The 19,174-nt window shown below is 43.9% G+C and carries 14 protein-coding genes; 9 read left to right on the top strand and 5 right to left on the bottom strand.

Features of this window, described 5'->3' with window-relative positions; genetic code table 11:
* Positions 1-21: 21 nt before the first annotated feature.
* Together R7Q47_RS07660 and R7Q47_RS07655 are read right to left on the bottom strand one after the other, a co-directional pair.
* Entirely contained in the window at positions 22-1,323 is a 1,302-nt protein-coding gene (locus R7Q47_RS07660; RefSeq protein ID WP_033906479.1) for an anaerobic sulfatase maturase, read from the bottom strand.
* 106 nt (positions 1,324-1,429) lie between these two features.
* Positions 1,430-2,956, bottom strand: coding sequence for an arylsulfatase (locus R7Q47_RS07655; RefSeq protein WP_017635363.1), 1,527 nt, complete (start codon positions 2,954-2,956; stop codon positions 1,430-1,432).
* 140 nt (positions 2,957-3,096) lie between these two features.
* Here R7Q47_RS07655 and R7Q47_RS07650 point away from each other — a divergent pair, with 140 nt between their 5' ends.
* Positions 3,097-3,954 carry a LysR family transcriptional regulator gene (locus R7Q47_RS07650; RefSeq protein WP_258474267.1) on the top strand — a complete coding sequence of 286 codons (858 nt, stop codon included), beginning with the start codon at positions 3,097-3,099 and terminating at the stop codon, positions 3,952-3,954.
* Between the two features lie 135 nt (positions 3,955-4,089).
* On the opposite strand, the gene R7Q47_RS07645 is transcribed toward R7Q47_RS07650, so the two are convergent.
* Positions 4,090-5,637 carry an arylsulfatase gene (locus tag R7Q47_RS07645; RefSeq protein ID WP_005376560.1) on the bottom strand — a complete coding sequence of 516 codons (1,548 nt, stop codon included), beginning with the start codon at positions 5,635-5,637 and terminating at the stop codon, positions 4,090-4,092.
* A 306-nt stretch (positions 5,638-5,943) separates the two neighbouring features.
* Between R7Q47_RS07645 and R7Q47_RS07640 the strand changes: the two genes are divergently transcribed.
* The 3 genes from R7Q47_RS07640 to R7Q47_RS07630 all read left to right on the top strand — a co-directional run bounded on the left by R7Q47_RS07640 (position 5,944) and on the right by R7Q47_RS07630 (position 8,975).
* Complete coding sequence (locus R7Q47_RS07640; protein ID WP_005376561.1) at positions 5,944-6,330, top strand: winged helix-turn-helix domain-containing protein; 387 nt, start codon at positions 5,944-5,946, stop codon at positions 6,328-6,330.
* Between the two features lie 80 nt (positions 6,331-6,410).
* Positions 6,411-8,765, top strand: coding sequence for a fatty acid cis/trans isomerase (locus tag R7Q47_RS07635; protein WP_206958799.1), 2,355 nt, complete (start codon positions 6,411-6,413; stop codon positions 8,763-8,765).
* 18 nt (positions 8,766-8,783) lie between these two features.
* Positions 8,784-8,975, top strand: a complete 192-nt coding sequence (locus tag R7Q47_RS07630; RefSeq protein WP_005376565.1) for a hypothetical protein — start codon at positions 8,784-8,786, stop codon at positions 8,973-8,975.
* Between the two features lie 50 nt (positions 8,976-9,025).
* Here R7Q47_RS07630 and torS read toward each other — a convergent pair whose 3' ends face one another.
* Complete coding sequence (gene torS, locus R7Q47_RS07625) at positions 9,026-11,989, bottom strand: TMAO reductase system sensor histidine kinase/response regulator TorS (protein ID WP_318088856.1); 2,964 nt, start codon at positions 11,987-11,989, stop codon at positions 9,026-9,028.
* Positions 11,990-12,032: 43 nt separating this feature from the next.
* Here torS and torT point away from each other — a divergent pair, with 43 nt between their 5' ends.
* A complete protein-coding gene (torT, locus tag R7Q47_RS07620; RefSeq protein WP_318088870.1) occupies positions 12,033-13,082 on the top strand; it encodes a TMAO reductase system periplasmic protein TorT in 1,050 nt (349 codons plus the stop codon).
* Between the two features lie 64 nt (positions 13,083-13,146).
* Positions 13,147-13,602 carry a methylglyoxal synthase gene (locus tag R7Q47_RS07615; RefSeq protein WP_005376571.1) on the top strand — a complete coding sequence of 152 codons (456 nt, stop codon included), beginning with the start codon at positions 13,147-13,149 and terminating at the stop codon, positions 13,600-13,602.
* Between the two features lie 77 nt (positions 13,603-13,679).
* Here the strand turns inward: R7Q47_RS07615 and helD are convergent, their stop codons facing one another.
* Positions 13,680-15,749, bottom strand: a complete 2,070-nt coding sequence (gene helD / locus R7Q47_RS07610; RefSeq protein WP_318088854.1) for a DNA helicase IV — start codon at positions 15,747-15,749, stop codon at positions 13,680-13,682.
* Positions 15,750-16,073: 324 nt separating this feature from the next.
* On the opposite strand from helD, the gene yccS reads away from it, so the two are divergent.
* From yccS to R7Q47_RS07595, 3 genes are all read left to right on the top strand, one after another.
* Positions 16,074-18,227: a YccS family putative transporter gene (yccS, locus tag R7Q47_RS07605; RefSeq protein WP_005376573.1), complete on the top strand. Its 2,154-nt coding sequence runs from the start codon at positions 16,074-16,076 to the stop codon at positions 18,225-18,227.
* Positions 18,228-18,416: 189 nt separating this feature from the next.
* Positions 18,417-18,647: a hypothetical protein gene (locus tag R7Q47_RS07600; RefSeq protein WP_248486594.1), complete on the top strand. Its 231-nt coding sequence runs from the start codon at positions 18,417-18,419 to the stop codon at positions 18,645-18,647.
* An 80-nt stretch (positions 18,648-18,727) separates the two neighbouring features.
* Positions 18,728-19,030, top strand: coding sequence for a hypothetical protein (locus R7Q47_RS07595; RefSeq protein ID WP_248486392.1), 303 nt, complete (start codon positions 18,728-18,730; stop codon positions 19,028-19,030).
* The last annotated feature ends 144 nt before the right edge of the window (positions 19,031-19,174 follow it).

Here is a 19,174-nt window from a genome sequence, read left to right as displayed (position 1 = left end):
CTTAAGGTTATATTCACTATGTTATCTTTGCGGTTCTTGAGATTGGAGAAGTTGTGCAAGACCAACCAACATCGGTAACGCATAATCAAAGAACATTTTGATTCCCGAACACAAATAGTTTAGACCACTCTCACCATTCGGCGTTTTGATCAAACGGTTTTTTGGGCACTCACCCCAACAATAAGGCAAGTAAGGGCATTGCTTACAATACGTCGGCAATGAATCGCGTTTTGCCATGCCAAAAGTATATTGTCTTGTAGAGAAGGCCATTTCATTCAGTGAGTGTTCATGAATGTTGGCGAGTTTGTATTCTGGATACACATAGTGGTCGCAACTGAACACGTCGCCATTGTGCTCAATCGCCAACCCTTTGCCACAAAACTCCGCCGTCACGCAAAGCTGAGACGGTTTCCCCATTACTTGCGCCACCGCGGTTTCAAACAGATTAACCAGCACACGGCCAAGATCGTTATTCACCCACTCTTCAAAGGTCGCCATTAAAAAGCGTCCCCAGTCTTCAGGATCGACTGACCAATCCGTTACAATCGACATTGGATGCCCCGGTTTAGCCAGATCACTGCCTTTGGTTGGGATCATCTGTTCGTTCCAAAACTGCGGCGCGGTTGTTTGGAAGTTGTTGGCTTCTACCACCGGCGCAAACTGAATATAAGTCACACCCAATTCTTGGGTTAAAAATCGATATACTTCGAGCGGGTATTTCGCATTGTGACGATTCACCGTGACCAACGCGTTGAATTTCACGCCATGCGCTTTGAGCTTATCTACCGCTTTCATCACGAGATCAAACGTTGGCTTACCGCTGCGGGTTTTGCGATATTTGTCGTGCAGCTCTCGTGGTCCATCAATCGACAAGCCAACTAGGAAGTTGTGCTCTTTTAAAAACGCACACCACTCATCGTTTAGCAAAATGCCGTTGGTCTGAAGGTCGTTTTCAATGCGAACGCCTTTCGGCTGATATTTCTTTTGCAAAGCTACGACATTGCGGAAATAGTCCAACCCAAGCAGCGTCGGCTCCCCGCCCTGCCATGAGAATACAATTTCTTCGCCATCCTGACTTTCGATATAGCTTTTCACGAACGCTTCCAGTGTTGCGTCGTCCATTTTTGGCTGCTTTTCTTGGTGCAGTAGATTTTCTTTATGCAGATAAAAGCAGTACTGACAATCGATGTTGCACTTTGCTCCGCCTGGCTTTGCCATCACATGGAATCGACGGTCATACGCGCCCAGAACAGGCGCTTTAGACGCCGTTTTAAGAGGAACAATAGGCATAGTAGTAGAATGGCGAGGGGAAATCTTACTCATACGTTTCTCACTATTACATATACCCAAATAACCTCGTGAGCGCTGTGCAGCAAAAGTGAAGCTATTTGGGTATATAGCGCTCCAAAAAGCGCTATATAATCTTAATTTACTTAGAAGACTTAGGTACGAACGAACCTGCTTCCATACGAGGAGGGAATTCTTTGAATGTACCCATCACCTCTTTCACTGTATCCATTGCTGGCATCATTAAGAATGAACGCTCGTACATCCAACGAGAATAACCCATGCCTTGATCGCCTCGTTCAAATGGATCAATGCTCAAGTCAAAGATCAGTGGCACACGAAGTTTAGTGAACGGCTTACGCCATACATCCATACCCGTTTCATTCTCTTGAATCATAAAGTGGAACTTGTACTTTCCTTGGCGCAATGCCACAAGATCGCCGTCGTCGCTCCAGTAAACGAACTCATTTCGTGCGGATTTGTCTGACTTACCCGTTAAATATGGCAATTGGTTGTAACCGTCTAGGTGAACTTTGTAGTCCATATCACCAACTTTTTTGCCTTTTAGTAGTTCGTCTTTAACTTTGGTATCACCTGCCGCAGCAACTAGTGTCGGGAAAAAGTCCTCTAATGACATCATGCCGTTGAATGTTTTACCTGCCTCAATTTTTCCAGGCCATTTAATCAACATTGGCACACGGAAACTCCCTTCCCAGCCAGTGTTTTTCTCTGATCGGAACGGTGTCATCCCTGCATCCGGCCACAAATCAACCATAGGACCGTTGTCAGTGGTGTAAACAATGATTGTATTGTCATCCACACCTAACTCTTTGATCTTGTTAAGTAGCTGACCGATTTGGTCATCGTGCTGCTTAACACCATCCGCGTAGAAACCGGCACCTGTTTTACCTTGGTATTCTTCAGGAACATGTGTGAAGTTGTGCATGCGAGTGGTGTTAAACCAAGTAAAGAACGGCTTGTCCGCTTTTACTTGTTTTTCTATGAAGCTTTCTGCGGCATCAAGAAACTCACCATCAACATTTTCCATACGCTTACGCGTAAGTGGACCGGTATCTTCGATTTTGCCGTCAGCGTAAGAATGGATAACGCCACGAGGGCCAAATTTCTTCTTGAACTCCGGATCTTTAGGGTAATCCACGTTCTCTGGCTCTTCTTCTGCGTTCAAGTGGTATAGGTTGCCGAAGAATTCATCAAAACCGTGGTTGGTAGGAAGATGCTCGTCTCGGTCACCTAAATGGTTCTTACCAAATTGTCCGGTTGCGTAACCCATTTGCTTAAGCACGGTTGCAATCGTCGGATCTTTTTCCGAGATACCTTCCGGAGCGCCTGGTAAGCCCACTTTTGATAGACCTGTACGTTTTGGCATTTGACCAGTGATGAATGCAGAACGGCCTGCTGTCGAGCTTTGCTGTGCGTAGAAGTTAGTGAACTTCGCACCCTCTTTAGCAATGCTATCGATGTTTGGCGTGTTGTACGCCATCATGCCTTGGTTGTAGGTACTAAGGTTCCAGTAACCAACATCATCACCAAAGATGACAAGAATGTTGGGTTTGTCCGCTGCATGTGCAACTGCAGATGCAGCGCCCAAAGCTAACGTACATGCGTTAAGTACGAGTTTTTTACTGCTCGTTTTGGTCGCATTTTTCATATTATCTCCAAGAGTTCGCTAGTGCGTAGAAATGGTATTCGCTTTTCAATACCATTGTTGATATAAGATAAAGCACTAATTTCAGGCGATAAATGCAGTCAAAATTAGTTAACCTATAAATTAAATTTATGAGTGACGTTATGGACTTGAATTTGATCCAAACTTTTCTTGTTGTTGCGGAGTTTCAATCTTATACAAAAGCCGCGGAACAATTAGGGCTTACACAACCTGCTGTGAGCGCTGCAATAAAGCGTTTAGAGCAAGTCGTAGATAAGCAATTATTCGTTAAAAAAGGACGAGGGATCGCACTAACCTCCACCGCTTATCAATTACTGCCGCAATTGCAGCAAGCGGTTAATATTATTGACAATGCGATATCTGATAAAAATCATTTTGAAGTGTGTTGTTCGGAAATTTTGTTGCACATTATGGACCCGATAAAGAACACTATTTTTTATGAATCACCACCCGAAAAATTCCTATTATTTGAGCTGTTAAGACAACAAAAAGTCGATCTAGTAATCGATACGGTGATCACAAAAGATGCAGCGTTTATTATTGAAGATGCCTATGAGGAAGAAGCCGTGGTTATCTGTCGTGAGAACCATCCCCGTGTACACGGCACGCTCACAAAAGAGCAATTTTATGAGGAAACTCACTGTTTATTTTCAGGAAAATGGAACAACATGTCGGGGTTCGAGCAACTAGCAAAGGAAACTATTCAAGAAAGAAAAGTCGACTTGATCACATCTTCGCTAGCGGGCATGGCGCTGTATGTCGCCCAAAGAGACAGTTTAGGGATCGTGTCTCAATCTTTTGCAAACAAGTGGAGCAAAGCGCTCAAACTTCAAATTTTGCCCTGCCCCATTTCGATACGCTCTATCCCTTACAAGTTCGTCTACCATAAGCGAGAGGTAAACAACCCAGCCCACATCGCTCTACGTGAAAAAATCAAAGCCAACTTAACGGCAGCCCACTACGAACCAATTTGTTTATAACTCTTGTCAATTGAAGCGTTAGGCGTTTTCGTCATCAAGCTTTCTACAAACCTGAATAGATAGAATTTTACAGATAAAAAAAGAGGCTCACGTTAATGAGCCTCTTTCTAGATGTGATACTTCACTTAGCTTTTCCTACTTATTTGGGTTCTCTTTTAGTTTCTCCATCACTTGATCGAGCGAGAAGCTTGCTGCTTTTTGCCTTGGTGGGAACTCTTTAAACGTTTCAAGGAATCTGCCTACGTAAGCTTGCGCAGGAACAAGCATGTAAGCACGGTCTAGCATCCAATCATAGTAAGTGTTAGAAGTGATATCAGCCACTTCGTAAGGATCCATACGCAAGTTGAAGATCTTAGGAACACGAAGTGTGGTGAATGGTTCAGCCCAAATACGCAACGTGCCTTTTGCTCGTTGCTCCATAAAGACCAGCTTCCATTTGTTATAGCGAAGTGCAGTTAAGTCTCCATCATCTGAGAAGTAAAAAATTTCTTCTCGTGGGGCCTTATCCTCTTTACCAGTCAAATATGGTAGGAAGTTATAGCCGTCTAGGTGAACTTTGAATTTCTTACCATTCGCACTATAACCTTTGAGCAATTTCTCTTTGATATTGTCATCACCCGCGGCAGCAACGAACGTTGGCATCCAGTCCATGTGATGCATGATATCATTCGAAACAGAGCCAGCTTTAATTTTACCCGGCCAACGTACCATCGCAGGAACTCGGTACGCACCTTCCCAGTTGGTATTTTTCTCTCCACGGAATGGCGTTGTACCTGCATCTGGCCACGAGTTCATGTGTGGGCCATTATCGGTGGAGTAAAAGACGATTGTGTTGTCTTTAATACCCAAATCATCCACTTTTTTCAGTAGCTGACCTACATGGTTATCATGCTCGACCATACCATCTGCATACTCGCTGATACCTGTTTTTCCAGAGTTCTCTTCTTTCACATGAGTACGGAAGTGCATACGAGTTGCGTTCCACCAGACAAAGAAAGGTTTTTCAGCCTTGACGGCACGATCCATAAAGTCGAGTGCCGCATCTAACGTCTCTTCATCCACGGTTTCCATGCGCTTGCGAGTTAGAGGTCCTGTATCCTCAATTTTGCCATCAGCGTACGAACGGATAACGCCGCGCGGACCGAACTTTTTACGAAACTCAGGATCTTTAGGATAATCGACGTTTTCTGGCTCCTCCTCGGCGTTCAAGTGATAAAGGTTGCCAAAAAATTCATCGAAGCCGTGATTAGTAGGAAGGTGCTCATCTTTATCACCTAAGTGGTTTTTACCAAATTGCCCTGTCATATAGCCCATCGGCTTCAGCATTTCGGCAATGGTTGCGTCCTCTTCCTTCAAGCCAAGATCAGCACCTGGAAGCCCCACTTTACTCAAACCTGTTCTAAGAACGGTTTGGCCCGTAATGAAAGTAGAACGGCCCGCTGTACAAGATTGCTCACCGTAATAGTCAGTGAACATCATGCCTTCTTTGGCGATACTATCTATATTTGGTGTTTTGTACCCCATCAAGCCAAACGTGTAAGCACTGAGATTGGACTGGCCAATATCATCACCCCAAATGACGAGAATATTTGGTTTCTCTGCTGCGATACTGCTACTTGTCGCACCGATTAAAGCGGCGGCAAGAATCGCTAATCGGCGTTTAACGCCATATTTCGCTGTCATATAAACCTCTGTGTGTATTAGAAAAGTGCTTCCTGCAACAGAATGTATAGTTCACAAATAGCGGATAAGCGAATTTACTAAATGAGAATTCTTTCTATCTTTGCCTAACATTACACCGTTATTTGTAGCTAATACGCACTCCAATAGCACTTTAGTTCAGAGCGCCATCGCACCATTCATCACTACTGGTAATCTCAAGTATTAAGATTGTCTACGCATATCACAGTGCTCATAAAGTACCTGATTGCTTTTACATAAATATTAATGATAATACGTTTTACTACTATTAATAATTAAGGTACCCGTGTGCTTGACTCCAAGGTTTCAAATGGAAAAACTTCCCAATGCCAACACAACGGCGTTCACCATAATGATGAGGAGCTATTACTAGATAAGCGCACTCACTCTGTGGTACTCAATTACTTGCCAAACAAGAAATCTGTTCAGTTAACAAGCATTCAATTTAAGCTGCTGCAAACTCTCACTCACCATCAAGATCAAGTACTTAGTAAGCATTTTCTTTACGAAACAGTACTAAAACGTGAATTTACTGAACATGATCGAGCACTCGATATGCACATGAGCAGAATGAGAAAGCGTCTAGTTCACGAAGGCGTTCCGACAGACAGAATTCAGACAGTCCACCGCCAGGGTTACATTTTCAAGCGCTCAGACAATCAACAGAAAAATTAAAGCTAATTGACCCAACTTTTGGTAATTGACCGCTTATTTTGCTTTAATTAATGCAAATTCTAATCACGTAAAATAACTCAATGAATTTGCGCTTAATTTTTACACTTTGCATTGCTACTTTGTTTGCCGGCTGTGCAACCTATGCTGGTCTTAACTATGATCAACTGTTTGGTCCACAGCTCGTGCGTGAACGCACTGTTGACGTGGAAACCCCTCAAGCAAACTTCTTCCAAAGCGAAGTTAAACCCATTATGGATAACCGCTGTGTCGTCTGCCACGCGTGCTACGATGCACCATGTCAGCTTAAGCTCACTTCTGTTGAGGGCATTGACCGTGGTGCGAGTAAAGCACTGGTATATGAAGGAACAAGACTCACAGCCGCAGCACCAACACGCTTATTCGAAGATGCAGAAACAACCCAAGAGTGGCGCGATGCGGGTTTTCATCCGGTTCTCAACGAACGTGATCAAAGCATGGCAGCCAACATTGACGCAGGCCTTATCGCACGTTTGCTACAGCAAAAAGAGCGCCACCCATTGCCTGACCAAGTCCAGTTAGAAGGCTTTGACTTTTCGATAGACCGAGAGCAAACCTGTCCAACGATTGAAGAATACGAGCAATACGAAAAGGATAACCCAACCTGGGGCATGCCTTTTGGTATGCCAAATCTATCAAACAGTGAATACCACACACTCATGACTTGGTTGGAAAACGGCGCAATAATGAACGTTCACCAACCTGTTAGTGAGAATGAGCAAGCGCAAATAGATAAGTACGAAGCATTACTTAACCACTCTGATTTGAAAAATCAGCTGATGGCTAGGTATATATATGAGCATTTGTTTTTATCTCATCTCTACTTTTCGGAACTCGATGAAGATCCCCGATTCTTCACGCTCGTCCGCTCTGCTACACCACCAGGACAGCCCGTAAAACGTATTTCAACGCGTCGCCCGTATGATGATCCAGGGGTTGAACGCGTGTTTTATCGAATTATTCCAGAGCAAGGGACCATAGTAGATAAAACTCACATGCCATTCGCGTTAAACAAGCAACGCATAGAGAACTGGAAAACTTGGTTTATTGATGCTGATTACATGGTTAGTCAGCTACCGAGTTATGAACCAGAAGTTGCTGCAAACCCGATGACATCATTCATCGACCTTCCAGTGAAGTCGCGCTTTAAGTTCATGCTAGATAATGCGCAAAATACAATAATGGCATACATCAAAGGCCCAGTTTGTCGTGGCCAACTGGCATTGAATGTTATCAATGATCGCTTTTGGGTGTTTTTCCTTGATCCAGATAAAGCAGACATCCCAGAAGTAAATGAGTTTTACCGATCTCAGGCTGATAATCTAAAACTACCGGCAGAGCAAGAAAGTAACACGCTACCTGTTACCAACTGGGTCAAGTACGCGCGTCAACAAGCTCGCTACCTAGAGGCTAAATCTGAGTTCACTAATAACTGGTTTAAAGAAGGTGAAAACCTATCCACCGATGTAATTTGGGATGGTAATGGCACCAACCATAATGCGGCATTAACGATATTCCGCCATTTTGATAGTGCTTCTGTTGTTCAAGGGTTAGTTGGTGAGCAGCCTAAAACAGTGTGGATTCTTGACTACGCGCTACTAGAGCGTATCCACTATTTGCTTGTTGCTGGGTTTGACGTTTACGGTAACTTCGGCCATCAGCTCATGACACGAATGTTTATGGACTTCTTGCGTCTAGAAGGCGAAAGTAACTTTATCTCGTTGTTACCCGCCGATATGCGCCATGAACTTCAATCTAGCTGGTATAAAGATCAAAGCCCGCAGTTGAGTGACTTTTTACAACGAAATGTGAAGCCGTTTAACCAACCAACCAGCGTTCAGTATAAGAGTGACGATCCAAAAACGGAGTTGGTGGAGTTGTTGAGCGAACATGTTTCAGATGTGCTTCTGCCTCGCTACGAAATTCAAGGCACGGCTCTTTCTGCGAGTAGTGAAAAGCAACTAAAACGTATTGACCACGTTCGTGGTGAAGGCCTAAAAACCGTTCCGCAAATCACTATGCTTATGGTGAGAAGTCAATCAGGGGAAGATGAACTGTTCACCTTACTTCACAACAATGCACACACAAACATCTCTAGCTTGTTTGATGAAGAAAGTAACCGTGACTTTGCTAACGATGATATGACCATTGTACGCGGCGTTGTGGGAAGCTACCCTGCGGCATTTTTCTCGATCAACGAAAACCAAGTAAAAGATTTTGTCGATCAATTTAGTGCCATCCAAAACGAGTCCGATTACGTTAAGTTATTGGATAATTTTGCGATTCGTAGAAGCTCAGAAAAATTCTGGTCATTTAGCGATCGTTTACACAATTGGTACCGTACAAAACAACCGATCGAATTTGGATTACTTGACTATAATCGTTTTGAGAATCGATGATGATTTAAGGGGGTTCTCATGGGTATCCGAGATAACATTGCCGCTCTTGAACAACAGATTTACGTTGCTTGTTCTGAGGGAGACTACGAAACGGTCAATATGCTTGAGCATCAACTCGAATACTTGCGTGGCAAAGTGGAACATCCTTTTGATGATGACCCTTATGCCCTAGACACTCGATTCGAGTGGGAAGATGACATGACCGAATAGAAAAAACCTCCGGAAAGCCGGAGGTTTTTTTATTTTCAATGCTCGATGGATTACTTCGCCATTAACTCATCCAGAGCTTGAATTGATGCAGACACTTGAGAAACTAAATCATCTTTAGTCGCATTATAGGTATCTAGAGGTTGAGGCGCGGCTTCAATTGCTTGGCAAGCGTTCATTAACGCAGTTAGTCCTAAACTTCCTGCACTGCCCTTTAATTTATGGGCAAGGTTCTTTACTTCTTTACTATCATTGTCCTCAGCAGACGCTTGCAGCTTGCTTAATACATCGGTGCTGGTGGCTCTAAACAGATTAATAATGTGCAACATCTTATCTCTGCCCAAGATTTTCATATCGGACTCAATCACGCTCGGATTAATGATAACCACATCGGGTTCCTTTTTTTGGGGTGCTTGAACGACCTTTGATTGTAGCTCTTGTTCTTGAGGCGAAATTTGATCAAACGGGGTACAGTCGGCATTTTGTGGCAACAACAACGGCTTTCCGTCTAGCGCATCCTGAATCAATGCCGCGAGTGCCTCTTTTGCCAATGGCTTAGGCAAGTATCCGTCAAAACCAGCGGCTAGATAGCGCTCAACTTCTTCCGCAAAAACGTGCGCAGACACTGCAATCATTGGCGTGACGGCAAGCGCTTTATTGGCCGGCTTATCACACTCAATCCGCTTTAAGCGTTGGATCAACTCAGTTCCATCACAATCAGGGAGGTTGATGTCGACTAAAGCGATATCAAAATCCTGTGTGCTGATCAGTTGCTCTGCTTGTGAGCCGTTTTCCGCCATCACGACTTGATGCCCCATGCTTTCTAGAAAACCTTCCGCGACCACTCGGTTGACTTCATTATCTTCTACTAGCAAGACCTTTGCTTTCACTTTGCAACGTGCGGTTGCCACGGTTCCTGTTTCAACAGGTTCGCTTTCCTCTAACGGAATAGAGAACCAGAATCGGCTACCATTTCCCTCTTCGGAATCGACTTCTAAAACACCGCCCATCGCTTCAATGATTCGCTTACTGATGGCAAGTCCAAGCCCCGTACCTCCAGTTTGGCTCATCCCACCTTCAGCTTGCGTGAAGGCATCAAACAACGTTCTCTGGTATTTTTTGGCAATTCCTATTCCAGTGTCTGATACTTCAAACAGGACTTGCGACTCGTCCTCAGGGTTCAGGCTAACGTAGATATCAATTTCTCCTTCGTCAGTGAACTTAATCGCGTTACCAACGAGATTGTTCAGCACCTGACTGATTCTGGTGACATCCCCTTTCCAGTAGCGACTAACATCACTTTCAATATGGTAGGAGAACAGCAGCTTCTTCTCTTGTGCTCGACTGTTCATTAACTGGAAAGTGTCCTCCACCATTTGGTGTAAATCGAAGCCCATGTGACGAATTTCTAAATGCCCCGCTTCAATCTTGGAGTAATCCAGTACATCATTAAGGATCGCGAGCAGCGTTTTACCACTACGATTAATGATTTCTGCATAACGCTTTTGAATTGGGTTGAGGCCTGAGTCAATCAGCAAGCGTGCTGTCCCCAACACTCCGTTCATTGGCGTTCTTATCTCATGGCTCATCGTCGCCAAGAATGCCGATTTTGCTCGGCTCGCTTGCTCTGCTTGCTTGCGAGCTTTAGCGTGATTCAAAACCTCTTCATTCAAACGGCGGTTTGCTCGTTTTAACTGCGAAGTGCGTTGCTCAACAAGCTCTTCTAAATGCTCTTTATGCTCCTCAAGCTCTCGCTTGGCTTGAGCTTCACCCTCTGCTACCACTTTTAGTGCTTGCGCGGTATTACGAGCCGTGATGATGGCCTGCCCCATATGCGCCAACTCATCTTTGCCTTTCACTTCCAACTCAACCGCTAAGTTACCCTGTGCCACAGACAGCAACGCAGCGGAATATTCCGCTAACCGCTTCACAACAGAAAGGTACACCACACGCCATAAAATCAGCACCAATACAATCAAACCAACAATTGAAATAACGGTTAGAGACCACTGAGCGAATTTCAGTGTGCTGGTCAATTGGTCTACAGCGACGGTAGTGGTTTTGTTTGAATCATCAACCAATTTGTTGACCGTGCCATTAAGCTCTGAGAACAACTCTAATGTCTTTTGCATCAGTTGTTGTGACTGTTCGTTATTCTCGTATTGCTGCATCAGTATAGAAAATACGACCTGACGCTTACCAAGCTCTATGAGCAGTTGGCTCATTTGCTTAGAGCGCGTAGGATCTTCCACAGCGAGTACACGGCGTTGCATGATTTTGAGGTTGCTATCGAAATCACTTTGAACCTGTTGAATTCGCTCAATATTCGTTAATGTCCGAGCCTCTTCAATCTGATTCAACATTTTAAAGGCCAACAAGTGCAGTTCATGCAATCGCTCAGTCAGATCAAGATCGACCTCCACCAGTGCATCTAGCGCCTGATAAACTTGCGATTTTTTATTCGATTCTAATAAGTCATAAATATGCGTGACGTTAGCAACAGCAATGGTGCTTGTATTCTGAACTTGCGTACGAGTTAGTTGTTCTAGCTCTTCACTGAGCAGACGCATTTCTTCAACACGAGTATCTATCTCTTTTGCAAGCCACAGCTTTTTTTCAACCGAAACACCGAGTTCTGCCAAATTGTCGATAACGTTCTGGACGTTATTCTCTAAAGCTTCTAACAATTGAGAATCGAACGACTCACTCCCGAGCTCCTTGATGTGAGTGAGTAAAGACTCGAGCTGTTCGAACAGCACTCGCCCTGACTCCTTTCTTTCCTGCTCGTTTCTTGCGTTCGACAACATTTGTACAGACGAAATAATACGAGTACTCAACTCAGAGACTTGTCTCGCCTCAATCATGGCGGGAATCGCAGAATCCACGACATTTCTTTCGGTTTTGGCAACCAAAGAAAATCCAGACACACCAATAAGTGCCGATAAAATGACCAGTATTGCCATCGCAATGAAAGACAACAAAAGTTTACGACCGATGCTTGCAGTTGCTAGCAGCATATTTTCATGACCTTAATGTTCGTGTTCAGCGACATATTACGTTATATTTTGCAGTGTTTACTTAATCTATGCCAACGAACTTCATTTCATGGTTAAAAATCAACACGCATTTCGCACATTTTTCAAACATTCTGCAGCCACTTTAACCCTAGTTGCTTCTTTGCCAGCGGTTGCCGCAGAGAAAATATGTGCAATATACCCTCACCTAAAGGATTCATACTGGTTGTCAGTAAACTATGGAATGGTGTCCGAAGCGAAAAGAGAAGGTGTCGAGCTACGAGTCCTTGAAGCGGGCGGCTACCCAAACAAAACCCGTCAAGAACAACAACTCGCACTGTGTAACCAATGGGGAGCAGATGCGGTTATCCTTGGGACCGTGGACCCACAGGCTTACGAGCATTCACTTAAAAATTGGGTGGGGAATACTCCCGTTTTTGCTACTGTGAACCAACTCGACTTGGATGAAGAACAAAGTGAGTTGCTAAAAGGGACTGTCGGTGTTGACTGGCATTGGATGGGATACGAAGCGGGTCAATATTTGGCAGCTCGCCATCCAAAGGGGTCAGGAAAAACCAACATTGCCTTACTTTTGGGGCCGCGAACTCGTGGTGGTACGAAACCCGTTACTGCCGGATTTTATGAAGCGATACAAGGAAGTGATATCAACATTGTTGACTCATTTTGGGCAGACAACGACAAGGAGTTACAACGTAACCTAGTTCAACGTGTGATCGATATGGGAAATATAGATTACATTGTTGGCAGTGCAGTGGCGATTGAAGCGGCCATCAGTGAGCTGCGCAGTGCCGGCAAAACTGAGGAGATCGGTTTAGTTTCTGTGTACTTAAGTCATGGTGTATATCGAGGCCTGTTACGTAACAAAGTACTCTTCGCACCAACAGATAAAATGGTGCAGCAAGGTCGGCTTTCCGTGATGCAAGCAACGCATTACTTAAGAGGTGAAGCTTATGACAAACATGCCTCACCAACCATCAAACCACTGACTCCGAAGACGCTTCATGACGACACGATCGAAGAATCGTTATCTCCGTCAGAATATAGGCCGACATTCCGTGTTAAGGCTGTTGATTGAAAGACCAAAAACGTGTTCTATTGAGTCACAACAATTTTAAAATCATACAAACGGAAACATCTTGATGCAAAAAACCATTCGTACCATGCCAACCCATAAACATGTGGCTTTGGTTGCTCACGACAACTGCAAACCTGAGCTACTTCGCTGGGTAAAAGAAAACAAAGAAAAGCTACAGAGTCACTTCCTTTACGCAACTGGCACAACAGGACACATGCTGAGTAAAGAAACTGGACTTGCGATCAAGAGCATGATCAGTGGTCCGATGGGCGGTGATCAACAACTAGGCGCTCTTATTTCAGAAGGCAAAATCGACGTTCTCGTTTTCTTTTGGGATCCACTGAATGCCGTACCTCACGACCCAGACGTTAAAGCGCTTCTTCGTATTGCTAGTGTTTGGAATATTCCTGTAGCAACGAACCGAGCCACCGCTAAGTTCCTGTTTAACTCCCCTCTTCTTGAGCAAGAAGTAGACATCGAAGTGCCGGATTACGAAGCCTATCTTGCTGAGCGCATGTAAGCTTTGATGCTAACCAAATAAAGCAAAGGCGATACCAAGTATCGCCTTTACTGTTTTTAACATTCTAAACGTTGCATTTAACGGGAAGTCACGATGGGATAGTCACCATTAACCAGCTCTTGAACGAATGCAGATCCCGCACCAGTATGCGTAATCCAAACCTTCTCTTTCGCACGTGTAATCGCCACGTAAAATAGCCTGCGCTCTTCTGCGTAAGGGAATTTGTCTTTGGACTCCGTCAACGCACCATCAATGTGAATTTGCTTCTTCTTAGCGGGGAATTGCCCCTCATCCACAGAAAGAATAATCACAAAGTCAGCTTCGCGTCCTTTACTCGCATGGCAAGTCATAAAGCGAATATCGAGATTAGGGAAACGCCGCAACCAATCGTCGAACAAATCGGGCTTATGATAATGGTTACGTCCTAGCAATAAAACTGACTTGGTTTGCTTGGCTTGCTGATTCAAGTGATCCAAGATCTTTTCCACTTGATTGCTCGGCGCGGTATGTACGCTCTTCTGCTTGCGTTGTTTGTGGCTGTTTAGTGTTTTCGGCAACTGCGATGGGTTTTGCTGCACGAATGTATTCGCTACATCACCAATCTGATTGTTGAAACGATAAGTTGTATCTAAGTGATGAACGGTAGAGTGAGCAAAGCGTTCTTTAAAGCCAGTGATAAGATCGACGTCCGCACCAGCAAACTGATAGATGGCCTGCCAGTCATCACCAACCGCAAACAACGTCGCACCCGCTTGTTTCTGTGTGGATTCGCACAGTGCTTCAATCAGTGCTAAACGGACTGGAGAGATATCTTGGTACTCATCGATCATAATGAAGCGCCATGGGGAGACAAATTTCCCTTTATTTACATAATCTGTCGCACGACTGATCATGGTTGGGAAATCCACTTGGTTGCTTTCTTTAAGCATTTTCTGCCACGCTGTAAAACATGGCCAGCATAAGGCGAGTTCACTATTTAAACGCGTATAGTCTTGGTGGTTTACGAGCTTTTCTTGTACTTGCTTTTTGGTCAACCCTACCGCCGCTAAATGAGACAGCTGCGAATCTAGCCAAGCGATCAGTTTTGGATTTTCTGAATGGCTTCCTAACTCATCATCCCCTTTTAGGTACGCAATCGGCCATTTGTCTAAATGTTTTTGCCAACGTTTAAAGTTGGTGGGTGTCATCCAATGTTTTTTCAACCAGTCTACACACCATGCCGTTCGTTGATTTTCGTCCAACGCTAAAGGGCTAATTTCGACAGGTTGCTGTTCGACTTGTTTAAGAATATACAAGCCCAACTGATGGAATGTGTTGACGCGCACACCGTCTGCCGCCATGCCCACTTTATCTACTAAGCGTTCTTTCATTTCAGTCGCCGCATCACGACCGAACGCTAACATGAGAAGCTCTTCTGCTTGAGCCTGATGGCTTTGCAACAAATAGGCAACTCGTGCGGTTAAAACGCTGGTTTTGCCCGAGCCGGCACCAGCAAGAACTAAGTTGTGGTCGTCGTTGAGTAATACCGCATATTGCTGGGATAAATTCAAAGGAGAGGATTCAATTTGATTAAACAGCACTTCCCAATTTGGACGTTCTGCTTCTAGCCAATCGCGATTACGCTCACCAAGCGCCTCAGAGGTATCAATGAGCCAAGGCTCTATTTGCGACATACGATTCGGCATTCGCATTTTGGCTTCTTCTAGGGTGGTTTTCATCTCGCTTAACTCTTGGTTAAGACTTTCAACCCAGGAGACCACTTGAGAATGCGATAAGTAAGCAGGCAAGTGCTTTAGTTTGTAAAGCTCTTCTTCCCACTTAGGTAGATACTCAGCCAGTTTTCGGCACTGAGTGTTGTGCCACTCTTGATATTGACGAACGGCCTCAAGCGCGAACTTTCGGCATTGTGGCCACGGTAAACCTTGGACTAGCCAGCTTTGTTGTTTGCCTTCGTGTTCATGAGCAAAAAACTGTAAAGAGCTCCATAATAACCCACGCTTTACGCTAACTTTGCCATTCCAGATCGTAAAAGGAATATGTTCTTCACTGCCTATCGAGCTTAATAAAACACTGTTCTCTTTTATTTCGACGTGATGGTACTCATTTTGAATAAAAAACTGTGCTTTGCTAGTGGCAGTAAGCTGCATGAAACGTGCGCCTTTTAGTTTAGAAGTTGTCGATTTATATCATTTTAAGGCGCTAAATTGTAGCAACGGCGAGCTCCTAAGTAAGCTTCTTCTTCTATTCTTTAATAAAATTCACATTACTGTCGATTTAATAACCTAAAGCTGAGGTTATTTGAAGCTGGCTTTACAATCCTCAATACATGACCTGGCAGCTTTAATATAAGTCAATGACATCCCTGCTGATTTTATCAGCAACCACGAATTTTTCTTAAAGTAAATCATAAACGCGCTATAGTGGGTCTGGTAGTATTCCCCCTGTTCTTCATCGGAAACATAAGGCGCATTGTGCAAGCAACTTCTAAATTTCGGCTATATTGGGCAAACAAGACGATAAATTACAGCGTTCTTATCCTCATCACCTTATTGGGTGTGGTTATCCCAACTTGGTATTTCGAGCAAAACACGCTGATAACGCCATTAATATTAGGCGTTATTGCTGCTGCTTTGGCTGAAAGTGATGACAGTTTCACTGGACGCATCAAGGCTCTGATTCTCACCTTTCTCTGTTTTGCGCTTGCTGCTTTTTCAATTGAAATCTTGTTCGATACCCCTTGGGCTTTTGCGTTGGGATTATTTATCTCAACCTTCGGCTTCATCATTCTTGGGGCGATAGGTCCTAAGTACGCGAGTATTGCTTTTGGTTCGTTGCTGATCGCTATTTATACTATGCTTGGCGCACATGAAAGCACCAACATTTGGTTTCAGCCACTACTGCTTTTAACTGGTGCCGCCTGGTATTACTTCATGTCCATGATTTGGCAGATATTTTGGCCTCTTCAACCGGTGCAACAAAGCTTAGCCAATGTGTTCTTCCAAATGGCGAATTATCTTGATGCGAAAGCCAAGCTTTTTCACCCTGTGACCAACTTGACGCCACAACCGCTGCGGATTGAAGCTGCAAAATGCAATGCTGCCACGGTTACGGCACTAAACGCTTGTAAAACCACATTACTTAACCGATCGAAACGGGGTCACATTGATGGGCCTAGTGACCGATTTTTAAATATTTATTTCATCGCTCAAGACATTCACGAACGCGTCAGTTCTAGCCATTATCGCTATCAGGATTTAGCGACCGAATTTGAACGTTCTGATGTGCTGTTTCGTTTTAAATATCTTTTGGAGTCTCAAGCCCAAGCGTGTCGTGATATTGCACTAGCCATTCAGCTAGGAAATGAATACTCCCATACCGATCAATCTATTCTGGCATTAGCTGAAGTACAAAACTCTCTTGCTTATCTAGAAGAACAAAAGCAAGGGCACTGGAAACGTCTGCTGATGCAGTTAACATATTTATTCAATAACTTAGCGACGGTAGAAAAACAACTTAATAACATTAACAACCCAGATGTTGAAGGCCTCGAAGAAGATACCCTCGCCGATACCAACCCACACACGCTAAAAGCGATGTGGCAGCGTATATCAGCAAATTTACACAAAGATTCGATGCTGTTTCGGCATGCATTACGTATGTCAATTGCCTTAACGATTGGCTATGGAATCATTCAAATATTCAACATCGACCGAGGTTACTGGATACTCTTAACCACTTTATTCGTATGCCAACCGAACTACAGTGCCACTCGCCAAAAATTGACGGCGCGAGTAATAGGTACATTAGCTGGTTTGTTGATTGGTGTACCATTGCTGACTTTTTTCCCTTCTCAAGAAAGCCAGTTAGTATTTATCGTTATCTCTGGTGTGATGTTTTTCGCCTTCCGGATGAACAACTATGGGTACGCGACTGGTTTTATTACACTGCTCGTCCTCTTCTTATTTAATCAACTAGGTGAAGGTTACGCAGTTGTCCTTCCTCGACTAGCAGATACCCTCATCGGGTGTGTGCTTGCAGTAGGAGCTGTATTAGTTATTTTGCCCGACTGGCAGTCGAGAAGGCTTCACAAAGTTATGTCGGATGCGATAGAGGCGAACAAGCAGTATCTCGATCAGATCATTGGTCAGTATAGAATCGGCAAGAAAGACAATTTGAGCTACCGTATCGCTCGCCGCCAGGCCCACAATAATGATGCCTCACTCTCTTCTGCGATTAGTACGATGCTGGCGGAGCCTGGCAAATATCGCGCAGCTGTTGATGAAAGTTTTCGCTTCCTAACGTTAAATCACGCAATGTTGAACTATATTTCTGCATTAGGCGCGCACAGAACTCGCATCGAAGATGAGTCAATTCATAAACTCGTTTTAGATGCTCACCGTTGTATTCATCAGCATCTGGATGTACTTCATAAACAGCTTCACCAGCATTGTGAGGAGTGTGACCTATCTAATATTGATGATGCTGGACTCGAGCAACGCTTAAACGAATGGCGCGATGAAGACGACAGCTCTGCCCGCATGGTATTGCAACAACTCCATCTTATCTATCGCATGCTCCCAGAGCTTCATTCACTTGCTAGCAAGTTTGCCGTCAGAGTAAGTTAGTAACATTCAAACCATATGTAAGAGGGAAGCGCTATATCGCTTCCCTTTTTCTTTTTACGTTTCCACCTACCCCAAAGTGGGTAATTATGTACCTTCTTAGGAAAAATCTGACGTATCACTTAACACACCTTGACAATATTCGGACAAAAAGCAATCGATCAAATTCTAATCTATTTTGGTTGAATAAATATGTTGTATCCAAAGGATGAAGAATTTCGGGCAACGATGGATAAACCGAATCACGACGAAGGTATTGAGATGAACGCACAACAATTTAATGAACTTAAACAAAAGCTCAGTGATTTAACGGCAAGTCAGTTAAAGTCATTACAAGGTGAGATCAGCGTGAAACTAAATAAAGCGCAAAAACCGGTTCTATCTGGTGAAGAAAGAGAAATGCTTGCCAAACTGTTTGCCTAATCAAGTCATTGATATAAAACACTTGAACGTTTTATAAACTCCACCTATGCTCTCACTATCATAATGTTGGGAGTAGTGATATGCCTGTATCGGGAATTCAATCTGGACACCACATCGTTCAGATGTCACAACAAATGACCGAGAAAGCTGCACATGGCATTAGCAATAATGTAAGTAAGGTAAAAGAAGAGCTTTCTGATCACAACATCGATTTAGCTGCGGTTGCGGATGTCGCAATAACAGCCTCAACACCTAGCCTTCCCTCTCAAAAAGTTGAATCTCTCATCAACCTCGCACAAGCCGCTGGTTATAACCGAGTTGGCACGTCTGTCATAGAGAAAAACAATGAAATCATTGGCAGCTTGCTAGACATCCACGTTTAGGCGATTTAACGTCAAATTATCGCTATTTTAATTTCCAACTATCACTATAACGTCGTAACAAGATAACCCCATTGCTTCGTTCTTGCTTTCTATTTCGATTCAAATATCTCCTGTTTAAAATCAAGCGTTCCCGAAAAAAATGGG

The sequence above is a fragment of the Vibrio sp. Vb0349 genome, assembly GCF_033338975.1.
The sequence above is the reverse complement of the archived record's forward strand: the minus strand, read 5'-3'. Positions and strand labels throughout refer to the sequence as shown.

Bases quoted from the DNA above. Each gene is read 5' to 3' on its own strand.
- R7Q47_RS07645 (WP_005376560.1), bottom strand. From the start codon at position 5,637: ATGACAGCGAAATATGGCGTTAAACGCCGATTAGCGATTCTTGCCGCC.
- torS (WP_318088856.1), bottom strand. From the start codon at position 11,989: ATGCTGCTAGCAACTGCAAGCATCGGTCGTAAACTTTTGTTGTCTTTC.
- R7Q47_RS07660 (WP_033906479.1), bottom strand. From the start codon at position 1,323: ATGAGTAAGATTTCCCCTCGCCATTCTACTACTATGCCTATTGTTCCT.
- helD (WP_318088854.1), bottom strand. From the start codon at position 15,749: ATGCAGCTTACTGCCACTAGCAAAGCACAGTTTTTTATTCAAAATGAG.
- R7Q47_RS07630 (WP_005376565.1), top strand. From the start codon at position 8,784: ATGGGTATCCGAGATAACATTGCCGCTCTTGAACAACAGATTTACGTT.
- R7Q47_RS07600 (WP_248486594.1), top strand. From the start codon at position 18,417: ATGTTGTATCCAAAGGATGAAGAATTTCGGGCAACGATGGATAAACCG.
- R7Q47_RS07655 (WP_017635363.1), bottom strand. From the start codon at position 2,956: ATGAAAAATGCGACCAAAACGAGCAGTAAAAAACTCGTACTTAACGCA.
- R7Q47_RS07615 (WP_005376571.1), top strand. From the start codon at position 13,147: ATGCAAAAAACCATTCGTACCATGCCAACCCATAAACATGTGGCTTTG.
- R7Q47_RS07650 (WP_258474267.1), top strand. From the start codon at position 3,097: ATGGACTTGAATTTGATCCAAACTTTTCTTGTTGTTGCGGAGTTTCAA.
- R7Q47_RS07595 (WP_248486392.1), top strand. From the start codon at position 18,728: ATGCCTGTATCGGGAATTCAATCTGGACACCACATCGTTCAGATGTCA.
- R7Q47_RS07635 (WP_206958799.1), top strand. From the start codon at position 6,411: ATGAATTTGCGCTTAATTTTTACACTTTGCATTGCTACTTTGTTTGCC.